Genomic DNA, 17,957 nt, shown 5'->3' with positions numbered 1-17,957 from the left:
TTAAATTAGCAACCCCAAATGTACACGGAGATTTCTTTATGGGAAGTTTTGAGGAACAACTTAGAGAACTTAAAGAACTTACGAACACGTCTAAGAATGTTGATTTAGCAAGGGTTCTGGGGAAATCCCCCAAGACAATTTCTAACTGGAAACATCGTGATCACATCCCTGAAGATATTTTCTTAAAAGCGAAGGAGGTCGCAAAAACGGGCTCAATCGCACCAAAAGGTTATCTAGAATTAAAGTTCTTCGATATTGAAGTCAGTGCCGGGCAAGGCGCACTTGTTGAGAAAGAAGAAGAATCCAGCGCAATGGTTTTTAGTGAGCGCTTCATTAGACAAGAGCTAGGCTATAACCCTAACGACATTTTCTTAATGCCTGTTCGTGGTGACAGCATGATCCCCACTCTAAAAAATCAAAGCATCGTTATGGTGAATCGTGTTGATGGTTTTTCTACAGATGGCATTTACGTATTCCGCTATGACAATCGCTTAATGGTTAAAAGACTCCAATTCCTACCGAACGGCATAAAAGTGGTGAGTGATAACAGCGCTTATGAACCTTGGGAACTTGGGAAGGAAGATATTAAAGGGGCTGATTTTAAGATCATCGGTGAAGTGGTTTGGTCTGGGCAACGAATGTAAGAAGAAAAAAACCAGTTACCAAGGCGGTAACTGGTAAATACATCTACGTGAACAAAAGGCGTTCACTAACAACGTCAGTTGGCTAGGTGACCCTCGGCTTAATAAGGGTCACATAAGAATCTAAATAAAAGCCAATGTAATAACCATACTTCTTTTGTGGTATTTGGTTTTCGTAATTGTAACCGTATTACATCCAAGCTAATTATGAAAATACCCTGAAGTACCCCCATAGTACCCCTCAAATTAGGCTAGACCCTATATATCCTAGAAGCATGTCCAATCGAGCATCGGTGCTATGGAAAGACGGCTTGAATGGAAATCGCTTGTGTTGTCTGGCTTCATCATTGTTTTACCTAAGTTTTTAACCATTCAAATCCGCTTTGAATATCATGGATATTTCGCCCAAATTCGTCCTGTAGTACCCCTCAAAGAGTAGGACGACGGAATGGCTTCTCTATCAATTGAAAAACGGCAGCTACAAAGCAACCATCATCGTGAAGAAAAAGCAGGCAATAATACACAGAGAATCGAGAACTTTCAAAAAGAAAGAGCTTGCGAAGACCTATTTCCCTTATAACTCTAGAAGCGTGACGGCAGGTTTTCAGCGTGTCAGAAACAATCTAGGGATTGAAGATTTGCGCTACCACGATTTAAGGCGTGAGGGTGCCAGTAGGCTATTTGAAAAAGGCTACTCTATTGAAGAAGTAGCCCAAGTGACTGGTCATCGGAACTTGAATATTTTGTGGCAGGTTTATACGCTGTTGTTTCCGCATAAATTACATAATAAACGCTTCTAACAAGAAGCAACTCAAACGTTTAAACTCCGCTACGAAACCTAGCTTTTGAACTGAAACCACCACGGCTTAGAAACCCACCTTAAGTATTTGTGTGGTTTTAAGTAACGGTATGGTTTCCAATTACATACATAGCTGCAACGGCTAAAGTCAATATAGCAACTGTGCTTGCGACACCTGTCCCGACTGCTCGCGTTTTTAAAACGTTAACATCCGCACTAGTATCAATATTACCTAATATTTTAATAAGAACATCACTCTTCTTACTAGGTTGGTCACCAACAAAGTTTATGACCGCAATCCATATTCTGTAAATAGCGAAAAGTGAACTCATAAATATTATGATCTGCATAAGCGCGATAGTTAACACCACAAAATCAGGCCCTGCCACCGCAGGTATTGTCGTTCCATTTACGATTGCAACGGGAGCATCACCACTACCAGCCGCATAGGTTTTCTCACTCAATTTCCCGTCTCCATTGAACTAAACATAACACTTTTACTAAGTGGCGCTGACAAATAACGTTATCAAGTACACGGACAGTCAAAACAAGGTGTCAAAAGCTACGCATTCACTTAATTAACTCTTGTTAGAGACTGCTTCAGATATTGCCCCCACCCTTTGCACAGCTCAAGTAACATTAAAGAGTTATGTGACTTATGCATGTTCATAAGAAATTAATCACGGAAGAAATCCACCTAAGTAAAATAGTAATCAATCAGAGTTCTTATTTTCAAGTTTCGTTAATCGATCATCCATTTTTTCCATCATCAACCTTAACCTCTTCACATCCGTTTTCAGCGCTATCCCCACACCTATACCGCTAGACAACGCACTAACAGCGGCGATAATCACCGCTTGATACTCAGCCATTAAACTCATCCCGTATCGCTTCCCACAAACCAAGTAATAGCGGCGCTACCACACCAATCACCCCACCCATTTGCACCCCTTCAGGCGTAACACTCGCAGTCAGTAATTCAGGGTGACAAGGGCAACACCCGCACCAATTAACGCTAACCCTTTTTTTGTTGATGGTTGATTCAAGTCTATTTTCATTTGGGTTACTCCTACTCTAGCCATTAATACGCTTCCAGGTATTCGCGCTGATTAAAACGGTGAAAATGCCCACCGCGACTCGTTGCATCATTTCTTTTTGATTCATACCAGGGCGACTCTTTGTTTCGCATCCGGTAGCGAGTAATAGCGCCCGACTTCCATAATCGACATAGCGTGAACCAAGCGAGCGAGCAATTCGTTATCGGCTAGGTTGAGCGCGGCGTTTGGTGAGATATTCAATTGCCTTGCCACGAACTGCGAGTAATTCGCGGTGTCGTTTTGATTGCTTGGCGCCCAACGTCCCCGATGATCTCGTTGGTGCAGTTTAGCTCATAGAGTATTTGGCCTATGATAGGCCAAATACTTAATCGTTCTAATTTTGTTTCGACTCATAGTCGACTCATAGTTAACTCACACACCGTTGGCAAACTGGCAGTGCAACCATTAGTTAGAAGAGGCCGCGGCTTTTCTTCGTTCTTCAGACTGAGTTCTATCTTGTTTGCTCCGGTGTTTTACAACCAATCTCGTTGTGTTTACTTTCACCGAATCTTCTAAGGCAATAGCAAGATCCTAATACAGTTCATCTGGGTTACCTGGTTCCTTACCGAAACGAATGTATCGTGAATTGATTGCAGGGCGAGGCATCACCGTGCTTGAAAAGAAAGAAATATAAGGAACCGGTTTTGGGCCGCCGGTGAGGTGATCGTGTCAGGATAAAGAATCTAAAAAAAACCAGTTACCAAGGCGGTAACTGGTCAATAAATTGATGTGAACAAAGTTATTCACTAACAACGTCAGTTGGCTAGGTGACCCTCGGCTTAAAAAGGGTCATCTGCGAATTTACATGACAACAAGAAAATTAACCACACTACTTTTGTGGTATTTACTTTTCTTTTTCAGACACTTGATATCAATAATCTACAGCCTATCTTGCATCCGGTAGGGCGTGATATCACCAACATCACACACGGTGAGCGATCAAGTCACTATCAGAAAATGGATTATTGATATTATTCGAGCAATCCATTACCTAAGATTCGAGATTTCCCCTCATAAAGAAAGTTCAACTCTTATGCGGATACGGTATTCATGGCAGCCTCATTAATTTTATTTCTTAGCCAAACAATAGATGGATCACGATTTCTCGATGTTGACCAATGTACACCGACCTCAATTTCTTGTTCAAGGAAACTATTACTTAGTACTTTTAACTTATATAAGTCTGCGTTTTCAACGGCCATTTTTCGAGTAAACACAACCAAATTATCACCATATTTGATTGACGATAATAGCCCCCAATAACTTGCGACCTGTCTTTTAACTTGCCTTTTTTTTAACAATTCTACTGTCGCATTAGAAAAACTCTCAAAAGACTTATCATTGTCAGAGAGGCTTGAAAGCGTAATGTGATGATGATTTAAGAATTCACTTTCAAGTATCCGACTTCCAGAAAAATCAGGATGATTACTCCTGCAGACCACCACTAATTCATCCTTATAGATCACCTGTGATTTGATGAAAGGTTCCGTTTTTATCGACCCTTCGATTGAGACATCAATAATCCCCTGCCTCAACATATCTCTTGTCTTTTTAGCGCTATGATCATCTACGTAAATAGTGATATTTGGCGCCTCTTTTTCAACCAACCTAAAAAGCTCTGGTATTAAAGAGTGTTCAAATAGACTCATGGTTGATATTTTGAACACTCGCTTGCTTGAAGCGGGATCAAATCGAGTTTTTGTTGCTGATAGCATGTCTAGCTTTAATATTACATCTGCAATATCTGGGTATATTTCTAAAGCAAATGGGGTTGGCCTAACACCTGATTTTTCCCTAATAAAAAGAGGATCATTATAAATATCCCGTAACTTAGAAATACTCTGACTGACTGACGGCTGGCTAATACCTAATCTCTTCGCTACTTTCGTATACTTTCGCTCCTCTACCACAGCCGCAAAAATAGCTAATAAGTGATATTCATTAAATTTCATGGTTCTCATTAGGATATAAAAATTTTTATATCTAATAGTACCAGATTTTATTCTCAAAAAAGTACACTTCATGAGTTTAATATCTTAATTACAATAATTTAAATAAAGCACAATAATTTTAAATACGAAGGACGTCCGAGTAATGAAAAAAATCAGCTTGCTAGCAGCAGCGATTACAGTGGTTTTAACGGGTTGTGGAAGCGATGATTCAAGCCCTTCTAGTACCCCAATAAGCACATCGTTCACTATCACCGCAATTGATGGGTACCTGTATAGAGCTAATGTCTATACCGGTGATAACTGTGACCAATTTATTGACCAGACTAACCAAGAAGGTCAACTGACACTAACTAATGAAACCATTAACAAAAAAGTTTGTATTAAAGCCGTAGCCGGTGAAACTATTGATATGACTCGTGGTGTCGTTGTTGATGACTTTGCACTTGCGGCACCTGAAAATTCTGGTCAATCCATTATTGTTAGTCCGATGACGAATCTGGTTGTTGAGCAAATCAATTTAGCAAGCGCAAGCAATATTGAAGTAACACAAGAAGAAGCGGAACAAGCTGTAATTGATTCTTTCAATACCCACGAAGATGTTATTTATACACATGAAGATATCTTTGGTGATTATATTGATGCCGCTGACGGTGAAGGTAAAGAGGCCGAAAAGGCGAAAACCATTAATATTGTAGGTGAAGCTTTAGTTGATAATAATGATGTGCTTGAGGTAAATGATCAACTACAAGTCATTTATGATATTTCAGAAGAAACATCGCATATTATTGCAGATGAAGAACAAGAGTTAGACAATAGTTACGCTCCTGTTATTGAAACCGGTGAGAATGGTTATGTTGGCATCATTCCAAATAATCGCCCAGTAACAAAAGAAGTTAGCAAACCAAAGACTATCGATTTAGGGACTTCACTTAACTATGCGCTAGATACGTTATTTATTGATAATGATGGTGATGATTTAAGTTACACCGTCGATGCCTCAGAAGCCGCTGGCGCCGCTATTACTACACACACGTCGATGCTGACTATTACCCCCACTTTAGCAGGAACTTATGATGTATTAGCGTATGCATCTGATGAAGTATCTCGCTCTTACCCGTTAGTGCTAAAAGTCACAGCCGTTACACCAAATACCGCACCGATTTTGAATGAACAAAATACCTTGCAAGCGGATCTTGATGCTCTAGCGCTGACAGCAACAGTAAGCACCGATGAACGATTGTCGATTAGTGGCTTATTTACAGATGCTGATAACGATCCTCTGATTTATGCTGTCACCGACGTGACAGAGAGTGGCTTGAGTATCAACGTAAACAACGCCAATACTGAACTGCATGTTATTGGCACCCCAAGCCAAGAAGGAGCATTCACATTTGATATAACCGCTTATGATGGTGTTCACTCAGCAGTGAGCCAGACCTTTACTCTCAATGTTACCAAAGCGCCAAATACTCCCCCTATATTAGAGCCAACTCAGCACCAACGTGTGGCTGATGATCTAACCGCGCTTGAATTGCGAGTCGGTACTGCTGTTAATGGGTATATTAACATTGAGCAACTGTTTAGCGATGATGATGAATTAACACTCGCTGTACAAGACAAGATCGCTGGCGTCGAAACCAATATCGATGGTGCTATTCTCACCCTATTAGGTACACCGACAGAGCAAGGCAATCAAGGTTATCCTGCTTTAGACATCACTGCTGATGATGGCGTAAATACTCCTGTATCTGCCTATTTTGACATATTTGTTGCTGAAGAGGACAACGTTGATCCGGTAGACCCTGTTACACCAGCCCCTACCCCACTCTTTGAAGAGAAACACTTTATTGGTGGCTATTGGCGCATGGGTGAGATTGGCGAAGATATCGGCCAGGATCACGATTTTAACGGTGACCTAGAAATGGGTTGGGCCTCATTGCTGAAAGAACAAGAACAGCACTATTTTTGTTGGGACAAGAGTCTTGATATCCAAACCCCAGAGCAACTTGAAGAGTTAGAAACACCAGAAAACAAAAAGCTAATAATCAGCCCAAACAGTGAGGATTGCAGGCCTGTCGATATCCAACCTGATGGCACATTATTGGGCGAAGGTAAGATTTACACCCCAGTCTACACCTCAGAAAAAGATGGTGACTATCAGATTGTGTTTGAAATTGAAGGCGACTTGTACTGGTTAGATTCCACCCAAGATTTACCATTTACGGCAATGTTACCTGTCCCACCAATGGATAAAACGGTTTATCAGAGTATTGATTGGGCCGAAGGTTCTGGTGTTGAGGTACTCCTACGTAGTGCAGACTTTACCGTTAACGAACAGAATATTTATGCCTCAGAGGTAACAAAGTCTGGAACATTTTTCGGACGTGAACTCGATGTCAATGACCCGTTAATTTGGATCGGCACCTGGGAGATTTCCAAACCAGGAGAGGATCAAGAGCTATTGAGCTATGACGCACATCACGCTGCTAGCTACGAACAGCGCTATATGCGCCAATTTAATGGTGGAGAGTTGAGCATTCTTGTTGCACAGCATGGTGACGAAGTTGGTGAAAAAGTAGATATCGTATTAGAGTCGAACGACCTAGCTTTATTGCGACGTATCAATGCAGTATGGGACCCACAACCGGCGCAACCAACCCCTCTTGATCCAAGCCTACTCGAAGGGAAGACGTTCTATTTTACTGAAAATGGCGCCTCTACAGGTGATGGCGAGTCCTTAAAACATCATGTTGTATGGTGTGATGCCGTCAAGTTTGAAGACGGTAATTATTATTTTAGTCAACGTAATCCGTCGAACAGAACGGCCTGCCCAACAGACGCGGATCTCCTTGACGAAGGCTCGTACTCCATTGATGAGGAAAATTCACGCTTAGTTGTTAAGAATGGTATTAACTCCGCAACTCATACCGTCATTGGGGATGCGAGTGACATCTCACAAGGTGCGCTTTCTGTCATATCTAACGGTGAACGCTACACCTACTTCACAGATAAAAGCTCTGTTGAAGACCGTTTGAATGCCAAATCCAGCACCAATGGTGAGACAAGTAATAGCTTTGGCTTCTACTTACCTACGGAGCAAATGAATCACTCTCAACTGGGTAAAGTCAGCATCAGTTTGACGTCGTTTAATGCAAATATAACGTTTGAGAAAGAAATCGATGGTGATGAGATGAGTTGTGAAATGATTCATGACTACTTTGACGGTTTTTGGTTAAGCTCTGGCGATAGCGCTAATTATGAGTGGGAATGTAGTCGCGATATTCAAGGCATTGTTTCAGTTAACATCCCAAGCAGGTTTGCATTGGATACCAATACTGTATACAGCGTAATTGGCACTTCAGAAAATAACTATCAAGAATCCATAAAATACAGCATTCACTGGGATGAAATATTAGCGGATTAATTCCGTCTACTAGCCGTGATGCTTTGATAAATATAGAGCCCTGCAGTGCAGGGCTTTTGGGTCATACCTTCGCTCTATTTTCAACTAAGTGATAGCCAAGCGCACCAAGATACTCAATCTACTGGCCATGCTGCCCCTTTTTGACGACACATTAAGTTTGAGTGTTCTAATATGTATACACATTAAGAGTATTTGAGTATCTCATTCGGAATACCATAACGATAATGATCCCATGATAGTGTCGCTGCCAACTTAGTGATGGGACATTGCTACGCATCCGCTTTAGCAAGTAGAACTGACCATTACGCAGAACTCTAGAAGCATAACGATCGTTTGCCTTGGGAAAGAATAAGAAAAGATAAGCCAGTTACCATTAATCATAACTGGCTTATACAAGATGTGAACAATGAGTATTCACTAACAACGTCAGTTGGCTAGATAACCTTCAACTTAATAAAGGTCGTGTAAAATATACATGAAATCGATATTTTGAAAACGCTTACACTTCATAAATGTAACAAAATGTGCACTCCATTTATAAAACTGCACAATTACAGCTCAAATTAGAGCTTTTATTCCAACCCTCTTAAAAAACCTCAATACATCAGCAGACAATATGAAGAGGAATGCCTCGTTTATGTACGTATATGAACGATGATGGTCAAACACCCATAACCGTTAAAATCTCACCTATTAACCCAGCTCGAATCATGCTGCTAGACAACAACTGGTTAAACCCTTTAAAGGAAGGGTTACTATAGTCCTTTTACTGCCCCCCCATCATGCATCACGATTTCCTGCTACTCATCGACTCAAGCTATCGTAAGAACAACAAGCCATAAGTAATTGAATAATAATAAATAAAACCCAAACCACATCATAAAAAACACAACTTTTCGTTTTGAAAATCCTGTACAGATAGCATTTGGCCTATGATGTTCTTTTTACTACTAGAGCTGTACATCGATGATTTTTCAAAAGGTAACAACACCGCTTTTTTCGTGTTTTTTTAGGTGCCCACTGCTAGGGGCATTGAACGAAATAGTATAAGATGTACGGATATCGCTTAGGCAGGTGACCACGTGAATCAACCGTTAATCAAGCAAGTCGAAGATATTTGTGCCGCTCGTGGCGTTCGTTTAACCCCACAGAGACGTCAGGTATTTACACTCATATGCGACAATAAAAAAGCATCCAGTGCTTATGAGTTACTGGAACAGTTAAAAGCCAGCGAACCCCAAGCTAAGCCTCCGACTGTATACCGAGCTCTAGATTTTCTCTTGGAACAGGGGTTTATTCATCGCGTAGAATCCACAAATAGCTTTGTCTCGTGCTGTTCATTTGGTGAACACAAGCACTTTTCTCATCTCCTTATTTGTGACAAATGCGGTAATGTCGTTGAATTACAAGATGATAGTCTGATAGCCTTGTTGAATAGCAACGTTGATAAATATGGCTTTCAATATTCCAACCACGTTATAGAATCTCATGGTACCTGTCAGACGTGTTCGTCATTGGAAGATCACACATAAATAGAAGAAGTTATGCGCGCTGAATTTGTAAATCCGTTTTTAGCCTCACTCATCAATGTGCTAAAAACGATGGCATCAATGGAGATAAAACCATTGAAGCCTAGAATAAAAAAAGATGAAGTCGCACGTGGAGACGTGTCTGGGCTGATCGGCATGGTTGGCACTCAATCTCGAGGTTCAATGTCCATTACCTTTGAAGAAGGATTGGCGCTAGAGATTATGCAAAATATGCTCGGTGAGCGACCTCACGGCTTGAATGAAGAAGTGACGGATATGGTCGGCGAGATTACGAATATGGTCACAGGCGGAGCGAAACGTATCCTTGCTGAGAAAGGGTTTGATTTTGATATGGCGACGCCTGTTGTTGTCTCAGGCAAAGGGCACACCATCAGACACAAATGCGATGGCGCCATTATCATCATGCCGTTTACCTCTGATTGGGGTAATGCTTTTATCGAAATTTGTTTCGAATAAAGCCACGCTCTCACAATCGGCCTATCGTTACTCAAATGCCAGTTCCTTCGTGACTGGCATTTTTTATGGCCGTCACCTTCCTTGTCATTGATTTACTCGTGATATCGCCCTACCGCTAATCTCAGCAAAACGAATCAGCAAATCCGCAATAAGTGGACAGATATTATGTCAGATATAAAAAAACCGATGCCTACGAGAAGCATCGGTTTAATCCGGCAACAATTCAGTCGTGAAGATTAATCGCCAGCTACCTTCATTGATTCAATCAAGATTGAACCGGTTTGAATTTGCGAACGCGTCTCTACGTCACTGCCGACAGCAACAATGTTTTTAAACATGGTTTCTAAATTAGAAGCAATCGTGATCTCAGAGACAGGGAATTGGATTTCACCATTTTCCACCCAAAATCCTGCGGCTCCTCGCGAATAATCACCCGTTACGGTATTCACGCCCTGCCCCATGACTTCTGTTACAAGCAGTCCAGTACCGAGTGTTTTCAACATTGCATCAAAATCTTGGCCCGTATTTTTCACGTACCAGTTATGAATACCACCAGCATGCCCAGTCGGGGTCATGTTCATTTTACGCGCCGCATAACTGGTCAGTAGATAAGTCGCGAGTTGGCCATCTTTGATAATCTCAAGATCTTGAGTGAATAAACCTTCGCTATCAAATGGGCTCGATGCTAACCCACGTAATACGTGTGGCTTTTCTTCAACCTGAAACCATGTTGGTAAGATAGTCTCACCCAGCTTATCAAGAAGGAAAGACGATTTCCGGTATAGGTTACCCCCACTGATCGCCATCACTAGGTGCCCCATCAATCCTGTTGCCACATCATTGACGAACATGATTGGATATTGACCAGTTTTAATTTTTTGCGGATCGAGCCTTTGTACGGTTTTCAGTGCCGCTTCTTTGCCAACTCGCTCTGGCGACCAAAGATCATCAACATGGCGAGCTAACGTGTAACTATAATCACGCTCCATATCGCCATTTTTGCCTTCACCAATGACACTACAGCTAATACTGTGTCGACTCGAGGCGTAACCTGCAAGCAACCCATGGCTATTGCCGTATACCTTTACGCCGTAATGACTGTCATAGCTTGCACCATCACTTTGTTTGATTCGGTCGCTGTAAGATAACGCCGCTTTTTCTGCTGCAATAGCGCGTTGCGCAGCGGTGTCAGGGTTTGGCTCATCAGGGTGAAAAAGATCAAGGTCAGGGATGTTCGAGACCATCAGCTCTTTAGGTGCAGGACCTGCAAATGGGTCTTCAGACGTATATTGAGCAATGTCCAAAGCGGCAGCGACAGTCTGCGCAATGGCCTTTTCACTCAAATCGGAGGTTGAAGCGCTACCCTTGCGCTGACCACGATATACCGTGATGCCTAATGCGCCATCACTATTAAATTCGACGTTTTCCACTTCACACAGTCGTGTTGAAACGCTTAATCCAGTACTTTTTGTAATAGCGACTTCAGCGGCGTCTGCACTTACAGATGCCATGTCCAAAGCTTTAGCTACTGCGGCTTCTAGCTCCGCTTGTTGCTGTGCGACTTGCTCTCTTACGTCCATAATCCATCTAACTTTTATCATTTATCTTCGTCTAGAATAACAAGCTTTTCGCTTTCTCCCCAGATTTCTTGCTAAAATAGCCAATATTCGTAACGAGATAGTGATATAGGCAGAAAACATGGCTCGCAAAAATCAGAAAGCACCTTGGGAAGAGGAAGAAGAAATCATTTGGGTAAGTAGAACCGAAATGAAAAACGACATGGAAGCGTTGCAAAAATTAGGCGAAGAGCTTGTAGAGTTGAAGCCTTCCGCGTTGGCAAAATTCCCACTAAGCGATGACCTAAGAGATGCAATCAAAGACGCGCAGCGCTTTAAAAATGAAGCTCGACGTCGCCAGTTACAATACATTGGTAAGGTCATGCGTAATATCGACCCTGAGCCAATTCAAGCCGCGCTAGATAAGCTACGTAACAAGCACTCTCAACTGACCGCGGCTTTCCATAAACTGGAAGAGCTCAGAGACAAGATTGTCGAAGAAGGCGATACCGCGATTGCAGAAGCAATGGAGACGTATCCAAACCTTGACCGCCATCGTTTACGCCAATTGGCTCGCCAAGCCAAGAAAGAAAAGTCAGCATCTAAACCGGCTAAGGCTTACCGTGAAATTTTCCAAGCACTGAAAGCGGAAGAAGTCGCAAAAGAAGAAGACCAAGCACAAGACCAAGCCGAGTAATATGGATTTAGGCAGTGAGCGGGACAATCACTCACTGCCAGCTCTTCCTGTGACGTTCATCTTGAGCACCTAAAAAATGGATAGCGCACCATTAATGATGAGCAGCAAGCACAAACTCCGCTAGCTCCGCATTCTCATGCAGACTATCCAGTTCATTGATGTCTCCCGTCTCAAAAATCTTGCCATTGGACAGAAAAGCAAAACGATGAGCAATCGCCTTAGCGTCATTTAAATGATGGGTAACCATGATTACGGTAATCTCGTTTTCTTGAGCCAGTGTTTTGACGACCGAAAGCATCTCCTTTCTTAACAATGGATCCAACGCTGAGAACGGCTCGTCTAACAACCAAATAGGCCGAGACTGAACAAAGCACCTCGCCAACGCCACGCGTTGTTTTTGCCCCCCAGAAAGCTCACCAGGTAGTCTATGTAGGTAATCTTGTAGTCCCACCTTACTGGCAGCCTCGGTCACCTTCTGAACCACCTCTGGCGTCATTTTTAAAGAAGAGCGCACACCCAACGCAATGTTTTCTTGTACGGTTAGATGCTCAAAAAGGTTATGGTCCTGGAATAGCATCGCTAATGGGCGTTGATGGGGCTCTAATGGTAGCAATGACTTTCCGGCAGCAAGAATATCCCCTGATTCAGGTTCACAAAAACCAGAGACCATCGCCAATAACGTCGACTTCCCCGCCCCACTCGGGCCAATCAAAGCCACAATGTCGCCTTTATTGACACATAAGGAGAACTCAAACCAATCCTGATGATATCGATATTTCGTTTGATTCAGCTCCAACATCATACTCACAATGCGCTCCTTTGCTTATCTTTCACGACTAATCGCTCGGTCAATGAAAACATGCCGATACTGACAGTAAAAAGTACTAACGACACCACGGCCGCGGCTTGCATTTGATAGCTGCCCAATAATTGATAAAGGTATAACGGCAATGTTTTAAAGTCCTGACTACCAAACAATGCAATCACGGTTAAATCCCCCAGCGATAAAATAAAGCTCATTGAAAAAGCATGCATCAGTGGCGCTCTTAGCGCTCGCCACTCCATACTGAAAAACCGGGCAACACCAAGAATACCAAGACTTTGCCAGAGTAAATGGTACTGTGTGGCGAGTTGAAGCATAGGTTGATTCAAGGTTTTAATCACAAAAGGTAGCGCCATTAACGCATTCACCAAGACAACAATAACCACGGCTAAACTAAACACATCCGTGACCCCGCGAAGCATAAGAAACGTTGCCGTACTCAATACCAATGCTGGTGTGACTAAAATTACCGTCCCCACCAATTCAATCTTATCCGCCAAGCGTAATTGCTCTTTCAGCCTTAACATTCGCGTCGAGCTTAGTATCAACACACCCGCAACGAGCGCAATAGTCGCGGATACAAAGGCAACCTGAATTGACGAAAAAAATGACTGCCAAAACACCACGTCTGTCAATACATCGAATATTTTTTGATTGAGTCCTGCGATGATCACCATCAATAACGGCGGGGCGACAAGTAAAAGGCTTACCATGATCCAAAAGGTATCCCACACCCTTTTTCGCCAAGAATCCAAAGGCTGAATCAAAGAGGCAACACCAAATGTACTGCCCCCCTCAACAACTCGGCTAAAACGCCCAACGAACAGCACTAATAAAGAGCATATCGCCATTTGCCAAATAGCTAATACAGCGCCTACCTGTAGATCAAAGTCGAATTTAATTGCCTGATATATCGCGAGTTCAATCGTCGTTGCCTTAGGCCCCCCACCCAGCGCCATCACCGTGGCAAAACTGGTGAAGCAAAGCATGAATACCAGCCCGATAATATGGGGAAGGTGTTGTTTTATTCTCGGCCATTCCACCAACTTGAAGCATGTCCAGCTACTCATTCCTAGATGCTTAGCAAGGCGCCGCTGTTCTGTTGGTACACTTTCAATCGTCATTAATAATAAACGAGTTGAAAAAGGCAGATTAAAGAAAACATGCGCAATAAGAATGCCGTTCAAACCGTAGATTGAGAAAGGGAGCTTGGCATCAAACACACTCAAAAATTGTGCAAGAACGCCTTGATTGCCATACATGGCAATAATACCAAACACCCCCACCAATACCGGAAGGACCAACGTAGTACCAAAAACCTTAAGTAGTAATCCTCGACCTATAAATTGCCGACGTGATAGTGCATGTGCCACTGGCAAAGCAAAACCCACGCTTAATAACGTGGATAGCGAGGCTTGATAGAAGCTGAATTTGGCAACATGCAGGTAATAAGCATCGGTCATCAAGTCACTGAAATTGCCCAACGACGAATAGGATAATAATGCCCACAGCGATGCCAATACATAAGCGGCAATAATGAAGACAATCACGATACCGGTTTTAGGTGTACGTATCACAAATACCTCGAAAAAAGCGGCCTAATATGGGCCGCTTAATAATGATGAGTTGAGTCAATGGTGGCGCTACTTAATAAGCGCAGATTGCCATTCACGAATCCACGTTTTTCGATTTTCTGCCACTTCATCTGGGCTAAAAGCCAACGCTTTGGCCGGCAATGTTAGCGTATCAAAGCCAGCAGGTAACTCGCTATCGATAACTGGGTACATCCAGTTTCCTGTCGGTATCTGAGATTGGAAGTCTTCCGATACCACAAACTGCATAAAGGCATCCGCTAGTTCACTGTTTTTAGTACTTGCGACCTTAGCCGCCACCTCTACTTGTGTGTAGTGCCCTTCTGAGAAGTTAGCCGCCACAAACCGTTCATCTTTTTCAGCGATAACGTGATAGGCAGGAGATGTGGTATACGACAACACCAAGTCGGCCTCTCCTTCTAAAAACATGGAATAGGCTTCAGACCAACCCTTGGTTACTGTCACTGTTTTTTTCGCGAGCTGTTGCCATGCCTCACTTGCTTGATCACCATAAACTGATTTGATCCACAGCAGCAGACCTTGACCAGGCGTAGAGGTTCTTGGATCTTGATAAATCACGCTGAGATCGTCACGATCCTCAATCAGTGCTTTCAGGCTTGTTGGCGGGTTTTTCACTTTTTCTTTGTTGTAAACAAACGCAAAGTAGCCATAGTCAAATGGGACAAACGTCTTATCTGTCCAACCATTTGGGAGCGTCAGTGCGCTAGTATCAACTTGGTGTTCTGACAGCAAACCGGATGACTTGGCTTCGCTCATTAAATTGTTATCAAGCCCCAACACAACATCGGCTTTCGTCGATGCGCCTTCTAAACGTAATCGATTCAGTATCGAGACACCATCATCCAAGGCAACAAATTGCAAATCACAGCCACATTGTGCCTCGAACGCTTCCTCTATTGCTGGGCCCGGGCCCCAATCTGATGCAAAAGAATCATACGTGTACACGGTTAGTGTTGATGCATTCGCCAGCTGGGCGGCACCAAGAAGAGAAGCCGCCATCGCGACTTTGGAAATAGTAAAATTAAATAAGCGGGGGGAGTTCACTGATTCTGTCCTTAGTTATTATTCTGCGTTCCATAAGCACAACCTTAATATCGGTCGTTTCGTTGCCATTGCTCGTGATCTTGCCCAGCGATCAGCCAGCAACAGCTTGGTGACTGATCTCACCGCAGCTTGCGCTGGGCAACATTATCGACGCTGAATTGTAACTGTTACGTCACAAATTCACCAACGCTATTCTATTGCCTCTGATCATATCCCCAGCGAGGAACTAACGCTTGCGCAATCCCCATGTGATCTAAGACACGGGCGACAATAAAATCGACCAAGTCATCGATGCTTTTAGGCTGATGATAAAACCCAGGAGCGGCCGGCATGATCGTCACCCCCATTTGCGATAGCTTGTGCATGTTTTCTAAATGCAGGGTCGAAAACGGTGTTTCACGCACGACTAACAACAGTTGCCCACGCTCTTTGAGTACGACATCAGCCGCACGCTCAATGAGATTATCCGACATACCATGTGCAATCGCCGCTACGCTCCCCGCAGAACAAGGACAAATGATCATTTGCTTAGGCGCGGCAGACCCAGACGCTACAGGTGAAAACCAATCTTCCTTGCCACACACTATCAGTTTTTCAGGCTGACAATTGAGTTGAGCCACCAGTACCTTATGCGCCGCTTCAGGCCCGCTGGGTAACTTGATATCATGTTCGGTTGCCAATACGACACGAGCGGCCGAGGAGATAAGCAGATGAACCGTGTAACCTGCTCCCAATAGACACTCTAGTAGTCGCATGCCATAAGGTGCGCCTGACGCGCCAGTAAAGGCAAGGGTGATGGCTTTATCATGAGTGCCGTTAACACCTGTGATGCTGTTAGGGTTCATTACGCCAATGCCTCCAATAACTTAGGGTGAATGCCACCAAAACCGCCATTGCTCATAACCAATATTTGATCTCCAGCCTGAGCTTTCGATTGGATGGCTTGAACCAGCTCATCAACACTCTCTCTAACCTCACAAGGTTGAGCACATTGCGCAGCGATGTCAGCGACGGACCAATCGATATTATCGGGTTGGAGCAAGAAGATTTCATCCGCATCCTTAAGAGATTCGGCCAATTTATCTTTATGTACGCCCCGCTTCATTGTGGCAGAGCGAGGCTCTAACACGGCTAAAATTCGCTTATCACCGACCTTGTTTCTCAAACCATCAAGGGTCAGCGTTATTGCGGTTGGATGGTGAGCAAAATCATCATAAAGCGAGATTTGGTTCACTTCCCCCTTAAACTCAAGTCGACGCTTAGTGTTAATAAATTGACCTAAGGCTGCACAAGCAAGTTCAGGGGTCACACCAACGTGCCTCGCGCCCGCGATGGCCATCAGTGCATTGTCGACGTTATGGTCGCCCACTAAATCCCAGCGCACGGTACCCACTTTTTCGCCGTGCAAATATACGTCAAAATGAGAGCCATCTTTTTGTTGCTTAACAGCATGCCAATCCGCCGATTCACCGGTATGTTCCACCTCACTCCAGCAGCCACGCCCAAGGACATCTTGAATTCCGCTATCGGCAGAGGGCGCTAAGATACGGCCATTACCAGGAACCGTTCGAACTAAATGATGGAATTGACGTTTTATTGCCTCTAGATCATCGAAAATATCAGCATGATCAAACTCAAGGTTGTTCATAATGAGCGTACGTGGATGATAGTGAACAAACTTAGAACGCTTATCAAAGAATGCACTATCGTATTCATCAGCCTCGACAACAAAAAACATCGATTCCCCTAAGCGAGCCGATTGACCAAAGTTCCCCAATACCCCCCCTACTAAGAAGCCTGGTTGATAACCACAGTCTTCTAAAATCCAGCTCAACATGCTGGATGTCGTGGTTTTTCCATGCGTTCCCGAGACAGCAATAACCCAACGATCATGCAATAAAAACTCTTGCAACCACTGCGGGCCCGAGGTGTATTTTAGGTTTCTGTTCAATACATATTCAACGCAAGGATTACCTCGGCTCATGGCATTGCCAATCACTACTAAGTCGGGTGCAGGGTCTAGCTGGCTTGGATCAAAGCCCTCAATAATCTCAATTCCTTGAGATTGCAGGAGCGTGCTCATCGGTGGATAAACATTGGCATCACTGCCGGTAACTCTATGACCTAATTGTTGAGCTAAAACGGCAGCGCCACCCATGAAGGTGCCACAAATACCAAGAATATGAATATGCATGTCGAGTTCTCTTTTGTTCGTGTGCGTCTTTCTCGCTTTCGCTATATATACCCAAACCACGCTATAAAAGCGAGGAAGTTAACAGTTACGCGGCGTTTTGTGACATTCATC

Annotated in this window: 15 protein-coding genes and 2 pseudogenes; 6 read left to right on the top strand and 11 right to left on the bottom strand. The window is 43.4% G+C overall.

What is annotated here, in order from left to right:
* The first annotated feature begins 38 nt into the window (after positions 1 to 38).
* Together ACE1OE_RS20630 and ACE1OE_RS20625 are read left to right on the top strand one after the other, a co-directional pair.
* On the top strand, positions 39 to 644 hold the full coding sequence (locus ACE1OE_RS20630) for a S24 family peptidase (protein WP_449212137.1): 606 nt from the start codon (positions 39 to 41) through the stop codon (positions 642 to 644).
* Between the two features lie 455 nt (positions 645 to 1,099).
* Positions 1,100 to 1,441 (top strand): annotated as a pseudogene (locus ACE1OE_RS20625) (tyrosine-type recombinase/integrase); the annotation flags it as partial.
* A gap of 97 nt (positions 1,442 to 1,538) precedes the next feature.
* On the opposite strand, the gene ACE1OE_RS20620 reads toward ACE1OE_RS20625, so the two are convergent.
* The 5 genes and pseudogenes from ACE1OE_RS20620 to ACE1OE_RS20600 form a co-directional block, all read right to left on the bottom strand.
* Positions 1,539 to 1,904: a hypothetical protein gene (locus ACE1OE_RS20620; protein ID WP_449212136.1), complete on the bottom strand. Its 366-nt coding sequence runs from the start codon at positions 1,902 to 1,904 to the stop codon at positions 1,539 to 1,541.
* A gap of 249 nt (positions 1,905 to 2,153) precedes the next feature.
* Positions 2,154 to 2,312, bottom strand: a complete 159-nt coding sequence (locus ACE1OE_RS20615) for a hypothetical protein (protein WP_449212135.1) — start codon at positions 2,310 to 2,312, stop codon at positions 2,154 to 2,156.
* Positions 2,305 to 2,498, bottom strand: a pseudogene (locus tag ACE1OE_RS20610) (hypothetical protein). Before ACE1OE_RS20610 ends, ACE1OE_RS20615 begins: the two are co-directional and overlap by 8 nt.
* A 102-nt stretch (positions 2,499 to 2,600) precedes the next feature.
* The gene (locus ACE1OE_RS20605; RefSeq protein ID WP_157933746.1) at positions 2,601 to 2,738 is read right to left on the bottom strand and encodes a hypothetical protein; all 138 of its coding nucleotides are present in this window, start codon (positions 2,736 to 2,738) and stop codon (positions 2,601 to 2,603) included.
* 830 nt (positions 2,739 to 3,568) lie between these two features.
* The gene (locus ACE1OE_RS20600; RefSeq protein WP_449212134.1) at positions 3,569 to 4,489 is read right to left on the bottom strand and encodes a LysR family transcriptional regulator; all 921 of its coding nucleotides are present in this window, start codon (positions 4,487 to 4,489) and stop codon (positions 3,569 to 3,571) included.
* Between the two features lie 142 nt (positions 4,490 to 4,631).
* Between ACE1OE_RS20600 and ACE1OE_RS20595 the strand changes: the two genes are divergently transcribed.
* The 3 genes from ACE1OE_RS20595 (at position 4,632) to ACE1OE_RS20585 (ending at position 9,919) form a co-directional block, all read left to right on the top strand.
* A complete protein-coding gene (locus ACE1OE_RS20595; RefSeq protein ID WP_449212133.1) occupies positions 4,632 to 7,913 on the top strand; it encodes a hypothetical protein in 3,282 nt (1,093 codons plus the stop codon).
* 1,082 nt (positions 7,914 to 8,995) lie between these two features.
* Positions 8,996 to 9,445 (top strand): zinc uptake transcriptional repressor Zur, encoded by a 450-nt coding sequence (gene zur, locus ACE1OE_RS20590; protein WP_102471291.1) that lies wholly within the window; start codon positions 8,996 to 8,998, stop codon positions 9,443 to 9,445.
* A gap of 12 nt (positions 9,446 to 9,457) precedes the next feature.
* On the top strand, positions 9,458 to 9,919 hold the full coding sequence (locus tag ACE1OE_RS20585) for a chemotaxis protein CheX (protein ID WP_102471292.1): 462 nt from the start codon (positions 9,458 to 9,460) through the stop codon (positions 9,917 to 9,919).
* A gap of 236 nt (positions 9,920 to 10,155) precedes the next feature.
* On the opposite strand, the gene pmbA is transcribed toward ACE1OE_RS20585, so the two are convergent.
* A complete protein-coding gene (gene pmbA / locus ACE1OE_RS20580; protein WP_449212159.1) occupies positions 10,156 to 11,499 on the bottom strand; it encodes a metalloprotease PmbA in 1,344 nt (447 codons plus the stop codon).
* 118 nt (positions 11,500 to 11,617) lie between these two features.
* On the opposite strand from pmbA, the gene yjgA reads away from it, so the two are divergent.
* Positions 11,618 to 12,172: a ribosome biogenesis factor YjgA gene (gene yjgA, locus ACE1OE_RS20575; protein ID WP_102471294.1), complete on the top strand. Its 555-nt coding sequence runs from the start codon at positions 11,618 to 11,620 to the stop codon at positions 12,170 to 12,172.
* A 91-nt stretch (positions 12,173 to 12,263) separates the two neighbouring features.
* Here yjgA and thiQ read toward each other — a convergent pair whose 3' ends face one another.
* From thiQ to mpl, 5 genes are all read right to left on the bottom strand, one after another.
* Positions 12,264 to 12,971, bottom strand: a complete 708-nt coding sequence (gene thiQ / locus ACE1OE_RS20570) for a thiamine ABC transporter ATP-binding protein (RefSeq protein ID WP_449212158.1) — start codon at positions 12,969 to 12,971, stop codon at positions 12,264 to 12,266.
* 5 nt (positions 12,972 to 12,976) lie between these two features.
* On the bottom strand, positions 12,977 to 14,572 hold the full coding sequence (thiP, locus tag ACE1OE_RS20565) for a thiamine/thiamine pyrophosphate ABC transporter permease (RefSeq protein ID WP_449212132.1): 1,596 nt from the start codon (positions 14,570 to 14,572) through the stop codon (positions 12,977 to 12,979).
* 66 nt (positions 14,573 to 14,638) lie between these two features.
* Positions 14,639 to 15,607, bottom strand: a complete 969-nt coding sequence (gene thiB / locus ACE1OE_RS20560; RefSeq protein WP_449212157.1) for a thiamine ABC transporter substrate binding subunit — start codon at positions 15,605 to 15,607, stop codon at positions 14,639 to 14,641.
* A 239-nt stretch (positions 15,608 to 15,846) separates the two neighbouring features.
* A complete protein-coding gene (locus ACE1OE_RS20555; protein ID WP_372061505.1) occupies positions 15,847 to 16,497 on the bottom strand; it encodes a flavin prenyltransferase UbiX in 651 nt (216 codons plus the stop codon).
* A complete protein-coding gene (gene mpl / locus ACE1OE_RS20550) occupies positions 16,497 to 17,846 on the bottom strand; it encodes a UDP-N-acetylmuramate:L-alanyl-gamma-D-glutamyl-meso-diaminopimelate ligase (protein ID WP_372061504.1) in 1,350 nt (449 codons plus the stop codon). Before mpl ends, ACE1OE_RS20555 begins: the two co-directional genes overlap by 1 nt.
* Between the last annotated feature and the right edge of the window lie 111 nt (positions 17,847 to 17,957).

The organism is Vibrio sp. E150_011, assembly GCF_053544015.1.
This window is presented reverse-complemented; position numbering and strand designations above follow the sequence as displayed.